Raw genomic sequence first — 4,593 nt, 5'->3', positions numbered from 1 at the left:
GCCTGTTCTTCTGTCAAACCGACACTTGCAGCTTCGGGACTTGAATATACACATTTTGAAATAAGCGAATAATCTATACGCTGTTGAACATATGACAGGCAATAAACCTGAGCGTATAGATTATTCGCTTATTTCAAAATGTGTATATTCAAGTCCCGAAGCTGCAAGTGTCGGTTTGACAGAAGAACAGGCAAAAAAGGAAGGCTATGACCTTAAAACCGGAAAGTTTCCGTTCAGGGCAGTGGGTAAGGCCCTCGTTTTCGGGGAAGCAGATGGTTTTGTCAAAATCATTGCAGACAAAAAAACGAATGATATCTTAGGCGTTCACATGATTGGACCTCATGTAACCGATATGATTTCTGAAGCAGGTCTTGCAAAAGTACTAGATGCGACACCTTGGGAAGTAGCAAAAACGATTCATCCACATCCAAGTCTTTCTGAAGCAATCGGCGAGGCAGCGCTAGCAGTCGATGGGCTTGCCATTCATTCATAAAGAATAAGGTCAGGAGGTTTTATGATGGTAGAAAAACGTCATGAACAATTAGGCTTAAATGAGGAAACAGTTTTAGATATGTATCGGACAATGCTTTTGTCCCGTAGGATTGATGAGCGGATGTGGCTGTTGAACCGTTCCGGGAAAATCCCCTTTGTAATTTCTTGTCAGGGACAGGAGGCAGCTCAGGTTGGGGCTGCGTTTGCATTGGATCGTCAAAAGGACTATGTATTACCCTATTACCGAGATGTTGGAGTGGTTCTGACATTTGGAATGACCGCAAAGGACTTGATGCTTTCAGGATTTGCAAAAGAGGAAGATCCCAATTCTGGTGGWCGGCAAATGCCAGGTCATTTTGGCCAGAAGAAAAACCGGATTGTCACTGGGTCTTCTCCTGTAACGACACAGGTTCCCCATGCAGTAGGAATTGCCCTTGCCGGGAAGATGGAAGGGAAGGATCTAGTTACATTCGTCACATTTGGAGAGGGTTCATCCAATCAGGGAGATTTTCATGAAGGAGCAAATTTTGCAGGTGTGCACAAGCTTCCGGTAATCTTTATGTGTGAAAATAATAAATATGCGATTTCTGTTCCTATTGAGAAACAACTCTCCTGTGAAAATGTTTCGGATCGGGCGATTGGCTATGGTATGCCTGGAATAACTGTCGACGGGAATGACCCATTAGAAGTATACGAAGCGGTTAAAGAAGCGGCTGACCGTGCTCGCAGGGGCGAGGGACCCACTTTGATTGAAACGGTTTCGTATAGGCTCACCCCTCATTCAAGTGATGATGATGACCGTAGCTATCGAACTGCGGACGAAGTGGCAGAAGCGAAGACAAAGGATTCCATCAAGACCTTTGGAGCGTATTTAAAGGAAACAGGAATTATGGATGATGCGCTTGAAAAACAAATGAATGATGAAGTGATGATAATAGTCAACGAAGCAACTGACTATGCCGAAAATGCTCCATATCCGAAGGCTGAAAGTGCTATGAATCATGTGTATGCACAAAAGTAAGGGGGTAATAGAATGCCAGTGATTTCTTATATAGATGCCGYTACAATGGCAATGAGGGAAGAGATGGAAAGAGATTCTCGTGTGTTTGTACTGGGAGAAGATGTAGGGAAAAAAGGTGGGGTCTTCAAAGCTACTAATGGATTATACGACCAATTTGGTGAAGCCAGAGTTATTGATACTCCCCTAGCTGAATCAGCAATTGCAGGAGTTGGAATTGGAGCCGCTATGTATGGTCTTCGGCCGATAGCTGAAATGCAATTTGCTGATTTTATCATGCCGGCTGTAAACCAAATTGTCTCAGAAGCGGCCAAAATTAGATACCGTTCTAATAATGATTGGAGCTGTCCTATCGTCATACGTGCACCTTATGGGGGAGGGATTCATGGAGCCCTATATCATTCGCAATCTGTTGAAGCTCTCTTTGCAAATCAACCGGGCTTGAAAATTGTCATGCCCTCCACTCCCTATGATGTAAAAGGGTTGCTTAAAGCAGCCATTCGAGATGAAGATCCAGTGCTTTTCTTTGAACATAAACGCGCTTACCGCTTGATTAAAGGTGAGGTACCAACTGAAGATTATGTACTTCCAATCGGCAAGGCCGATGTGAAAAGAGAAGGGGAAGACATCACGGTCATATCCTATGGTCTTTGTGTGCATTTTGCACTCCAGGCAGCAGAAAAATTAGCTGCAGATGGTATATCTGCTCATATTCTGGACTTGCGAACCGTGTACCCATTAGATAAGGAAGCTATCATTGAAGCGGCTTCTAGAACGGGGAAAGTCTTACTGGTTACAGAGGATAATAAAGAAGGAAGCATTATGAGTGAGGTCGCAGCCATCATTGCCGAACATTGCCTATTTGATTTGGATGCTCCGATTAAACGGTTAGCCGGTCCTGATATTCCTGCCATGCCATATGCTCCTACGATGGAAAAACATTTTATGGTGAATCCAGATAAAGTGGAAAAAGCGATGAGAGAACTGGCTGAGTTTTAATGACTGATAAGTAGGAGGAACAAATCATGGCTACGGAACTAATGAAAATGCCTCAACTAGGTGAAAGTGTCACAGAGGGAACTATCAGTAAATGGCTTGTTAAGCCAGGGGATCGTGTCACTAAATATGACCCGCTTGCTGAAGTGATGACAGATAAAGTAAATGCTGAGGTTCCTTCTTCCTTTACCGGTATCATTAAGGAATTAAAAGCAGACGAAAATCAAACGTTGGCAGTAGGAGAAGTTATTTGCTCGATTGAAGTTGAAACGGCAAAAGCAGAAAAAACGGAAGGTCAAGCAGAGTCATATAGTGAGAAAAATGATTCAAATGAAACAAGGGATGTTCACACATCTAGTGAAGCATCAGGGAAAACCCGCTTTTCACCAGCTGTATTAAAACTCTCTCAGGAACATGGAATTGACCTTTCCCAAGTAAAAGGTACAGGAAGTGAAGGACGGATTACCCGTAAAGATTTACTGAAACTTATTGAATCCGGTACTCTTCCTAAAGCGGATGCTCCTTCCGCTATTCCAGAATCCGTTCGCGAAGAGACTATCTCACCAGTCACTCAGCGAGCTCGTACAGAAATCATAATTCCGACTGCGACTGGGGACAGGGAAATACCCGTTACCGGGGTGAGGAAAGCGATTGCTTCCAATATGTTAAAAAGTAAGCATGAAATTCCTCATGCTTGGACTATGGTAGAAGTTGACGCAAGCAACATGGTGAAGTTACGTGATTCACTAAAAACCGATTTTAAACAAAAAGAAGGCTACAACTTAACTTACTTTGCATTCTTTGTAAAAGCAGTTGCTCAAGCTCTTACGGAATTTCCGGAAATCAACTCGATGTGGGCAGGAGATAAAATCATTCAAAAGAAAGAAATCAATATTTCAATAGCCGTTGCCACAGAAGATGCCTTATTTGTACCTGTCATAAAAAATGCAGATGAAAAATCAATTAAAGGTATTGCTAGGGAGATAAAAGAACTTGCATCTAAAGTGAAGGCAGGTAAATTAAAGTCGGAGGACATGCAAGGAGGTACGTTCACTGTAAATAACACTGGTTCATTCGGTTCCGTCCAATCCATGGGAATTATTAATTATCCACAGGCAGCTATTCTACAAGTCGAAACAATAGTAAAACGGCCGGTGATTATTAACGACATGATTGCGGTCCGTGACATGGTAAACCTTTGTTTGTCACTAGACCATCGTGTATTGGACGGACTGGTATGCGGCCGATTCCTTGCAAGGGTTAAAGAAATCATCGAAAAGATTACCGAAGACAATACATCTATTTACTAGAATAAGGGAAAAGGAAGAAGGAAGAGCCTAGAGGTTTCTTCCTTTTTTTCTGTGCTTCATTACTTGTTTATTAATAAATTTTTATTGGAATATAGAAAAACATCGACAAAATTTTTTTTTTTGCTTATTATTTTATAGAGAGCTGTTCTAATACACAGCTAACTGTACTTCAATAGAGGTGGTATAGATTTTCTAAACAACCGACTGTGCTAATTTCTATTAGCTTAAATTTCAAGGAAATTATGATAGAATGTTATTATAATTCAGATTATTTGATGGGAGGGCGGTTTTCTTATTTAACTGACTGAGCGTTCGGTCTCCGTTATTAAGGGATAGAACGATTCGGGTAGTAAACGATAAGAAAGCGATTACAGATGGAACTGAAAGATGTAAAAAACATAACCTTTCCTAAACCTTCGTTAGAAGAGTGGAAAGAAGCTACAGAAGTCAGTTTAAAAGGTAAAAGTGTTGAAAAATTAAAAACATATACATATGAGGGTATTACTTTAAATCCACTCTATACAGAAAAGGAGGATTCATCAGCAAAAACAGCAGAATTACCGGGATTTTTTCCATTTACTCGCGGAATTACTCCGACAGGTTATTATGAACAACCTTGGCTTGTCGTTCAGCCTGTAAGCGGTATCACAGCAGATGAGGCAAATGAAAAGATGCAAGCGGCATTTAAGCGCGGTCAAAATGTCGTTGCATACCCGGCTCGTTTACTTGTTGAGGGGGCAAGGATTGAAAAATTGTTTAATAATATCCCCTTAAAGG

Annotated in this window: 4 protein-coding genes and 1 pseudogene; all 5 read left to right on the top strand. The window is 41.5% G+C overall.

What is annotated here, in order from left to right; translation table 11 throughout:
- Positions 1–73: 73 nt before the first annotated feature.
- Positions 74–493, top strand: a pseudogene (locus AC1DUW_RS21405) (dihydrolipoyl dehydrogenase); the annotation flags it as partial.
- A gap of 24 nt (positions 494–517) precedes the next feature.
- Entirely contained in the window at positions 518–1,513 is a 996-nt protein-coding gene (locus tag AC1DUW_RS21400; protein WP_057217372.1) for a thiamine pyrophosphate-dependent dehydrogenase E1 component subunit alpha, read from the top strand.
- Between the two features lie 12 nt (positions 1,514–1,525).
- On the top strand, positions 1,526–2,509 hold the full coding sequence (locus AC1DUW_RS21395; RefSeq protein WP_477643403.1) for an alpha-ketoacid dehydrogenase subunit beta: 984 nt from the start codon (positions 1,526–1,528) through the stop codon (positions 2,507–2,509).
- Between the two features lie 26 nt (positions 2,510–2,535).
- The gene (locus tag AC1DUW_RS21390; RefSeq protein WP_053346894.1) at positions 2,536–3,816 is read left to right on the top strand and encodes a dihydrolipoamide acetyltransferase family protein; all 1,281 of its coding nucleotides are present in this window, start codon (positions 2,536–2,538) and stop codon (positions 3,814–3,816) included.
- Positions 3,817–4,190: 374 nt separating this feature from the next.
- A partial coding sequence (locus AC1DUW_RS21385; protein WP_477643402.1) for a methylmalonyl-CoA mutase family protein occupies positions 4,191–4,593 on the top strand: 403 nt, incomplete at its 3' end.

The sequence above is a fragment of the Peribacillus sp. P4_C12 genome (genome assembly GCF_056402095.1).
This window is presented reverse-complemented; position numbering and strand designations above follow the sequence as displayed.

Coding starts and splice junctions, on each gene's coding strand:
- AC1DUW_RS21390 (WP_053346894.1), top strand. CDS start 2,536: ATGGCTACGGAACTAATGAAAATGCCTCAACTAGGTGAAAGTGTCACA.